The organism is Staphylococcus sp. EG-SA-2 (assembly GCF_017152085.1).
Genome location: NZ_JACYHC010000594.1, coordinates 1 through 2,781 on the forward strand (window position 1 = coordinate 1; position 2,781 = coordinate 2,781).

At 34.5% G+C, this 2,781-nt stretch carries 3 protein-coding genes; all 3 read right to left on the bottom strand.

The window, feature by feature from the left end; all coding sequences use genetic code 11:
• Window positions 1–398 (bottom strand): potassium-transporting ATPase subunit C (locus IDG60_RS10515; protein ID WP_206160673.1); only part of this gene is annotated, 398 nt, incomplete at its 3' end.
• 19 nt (window positions 399–417) lie between these two features.
• Window positions 418–2,445 carry a potassium-transporting ATPase subunit KdpB gene (gene kdpB / locus IDG60_RS10520; protein ID WP_000546611.1) on the bottom strand — a complete coding sequence of 676 codons (2,028 nt, stop codon included), beginning with the start codon at window positions 2,443–2,445 and terminating at the stop codon, window positions 418–420.
• A gap of 18 nt (window positions 2,446–2,463) precedes the next feature.
• A partial coding sequence (locus IDG60_RS10525; RefSeq protein ID WP_206160674.1) for a potassium-transporting ATPase subunit KdpA occupies window positions 2,464–2,781 on the bottom strand: 318 nt, incomplete at its 5' end.

Sequence of the window (2,781 nt, forward strand, 5' to 3'; positions counted from 1 at the left end):
ACCGTAATATGCGGATCTAAGCCCGACCCAGAACTTGTTGCAGCATCTATTGTTACATTTGAATTCCCAAATTTAACATGATGTTTCATGCGTGCTATTAATTCGGTGTTTCCATTCGATTCATTACTTCCACCTGAAGATACGCCGTTTTTATATAATTTTTCAGGATTCATATTATAATCAACTGCACTCGGTCTCCCGTGAAAATATCGTGTCTCTGTCCAGTGCTGTCCAATCAATTTTGATCCAACTATACGATTGTCATACGTAATTAAACTGCCATTTGCTTGTTGATAAAAAAATATTTGACCAATTAACGTGATAGCTAACGGGAATAAAAATCCACATAATACCATAGTTATTATCGTTAAACAAATACTATTTCTTATCGTATTCATGGTACAGGCTCCTTCCTCTTTACACAAAAAATTGTACAATCATATCTATTAATTTAATGCCTAAAAACGGGACGATTAATCCACCTAATCCATAAATCAACATATTATTTATAAAGATTCTATCAATGCTGTAACCCTTTACTTTTACACCTTTCATGGCAATTGGAATTAAGGCAACAATGATTAATGCATTGAATATCAAAGCTGATATAATTGCAGATTTAGGTGACGATAAATGCATAATATTTAGTGAAGTCATTTCTGGAATTGTTGACATCATTAGTGCAGGTAAAATTGCAAAGTATTTTGCTACGTCATTAGCCAAACTAAATGTCGTTAATGCACCTCTCGTCATTAATAATTGTTTGCCTATTTTTACAACCTCTATTAACTTTGTAGGATTCGAATCTAAATCAATTAGATTAGCTGCCTCTTTAGCACTAATTGTCCCTGAGTTCATAGCTAATCCTATATTCGCTTGTGCTAGCGCAGGTGCATCATTTGTACCATCTCCTGTCATCGCAACAATATGGCCTTTCGCTTGTTCATCTTTGATGACTTTAATTTTATCTTCGGGTTTACACTCTGCAACAAATCTATCAACCCCGGCTTCTTTTGCAATTGTAGCTGCTGTTAAAGCATTATCACCTGTACACATAACTGTTTCAATCCCCATTTTTCTCAATTCAGTAAATCGTTCTACAAGACCATCTTTAATCACATCTTTTAAATAAATCACGCCAAGCATGACATTGTTTTCAATGACTATTAATGGTGTGCCACCTTTACTCGATACATCCATACAGAGAGACTCAATGTTAAGAGGAATATTGCCTTGTTGTTGTTTGACAAGATTTATCATACTATTAGGTGCACCTTTGAATACCGATATTTCATTTGTAATGATTCCGCTCATTCTAGTTTCAGCTGTAAAAGGCTTATATGTGCCATCAATGTCTTTAGGCAGCTCATTTATATACATCTGCTTCGCTAATCGTACAATACTTTTTCCTTCTGGCGTATCATCGTAGATTGATGACATATAAGCAGCGACTATCAATTTTTCCAGCATTTGTTGATTCACTGGTAAAAATTCACTAGCGATTCGATTGCCATAAGTGATTGTCCCTGTCTTGTCTAAAATCATTACATCGACATCTCCACATACTTCTACAGCACGCCCACTTTTCGCTAATACATTGAATTGAGTAACACGATCCATGCCTGCAATACCAATCGCCGATAACAAACCACCGATTGTCGTTGGTATTAAACATACTGTTAACGCAATGAGCATCGCAATAGGTAAAATTAAATGCAGGTAAGATGCTATTGGATATAACGTTACAATAACGACTAAAAATATAATTGTTAACGTTGTTAATAATGTAAAAAGTGCAATTTCATTTGGTGTTTTATTTCTTTCCGCCCCTTCAACTAAGGCAATCATTTTATCTAAAAAAGATGTACCCGCTTCACTCTCAACACGTATTTCTAACCAATCAGATGTTACAAGTGTACCGCCAATGACTCCATCAAAATCGCCACCTGATTCTTTTATCACAGGTGCAGACTCACCAGTAATTGCAGATTCATCAACGGTTGCTAATCCATTTATTACAACGCCATCAGCAGGGATTGTTTCTCCATTTTCTACCCGAATATTTTGTCCGGCTTTTAACTCTGTGGCGTTCACTATCCGATACGCACCATTTTCTTCTATCAATCGAGCAGTTAAATTTGATTGTGCTTGTCTTAAACTATCAGCTTGCGCTTTTCCACGACCTTCAGCAAAGGCTTCTGAAAAATTAGCAAACAATATAGTTATTAATAATATGATAAAAATTGTAATCAAATAACCTCGCGATAGATAGCTAGTTCCAAATATGTCAGGAAAACATATTAATATCAACGTTAAAACCATTCCAACCTCAACGACAAACATTATCGGATTTTTTATTAATTGTTTAGGATTCAGCTTATAAAAACTCATTTTCAAAGCTTCTATCACCATTGTTTGATTGAAATATTTATTTACATGATGCATTTTTTCCATCCCTTTACTTTATTTTAAAGTTAAAAATTCACCAATAGGACCAAGTAATAGTACTGGAATAAATGTCAAACCACTTAGTAAAACGATAAATACGATTAGTGATACGCCAAAATAAGGTTTATCAATCGCTATTGTATATTTATCTTGGTGGTATGATTTTTTATTCACTAAACTTGATGCAATCATTAATTGCAAAATAATTGGTATATAACGAGAAAGCAACATAATGATTCCTGTAGAGATATTCCAGAATGTTGTATCATCTTTCAGTCCTTCAAACCCTGATCCATTGTTCGCAGCAGCTGATGTCATTTCATACATAACTTG

Bases quoted from the DNA above. Each gene is read 5' to 3' on its own strand.
- kdpB (WP_000546611.1), bottom strand. From the start codon at position 2,445: ATGCATCATGTAAATAAATATTTCAATCAAACAATGGTGATAGAAGCT.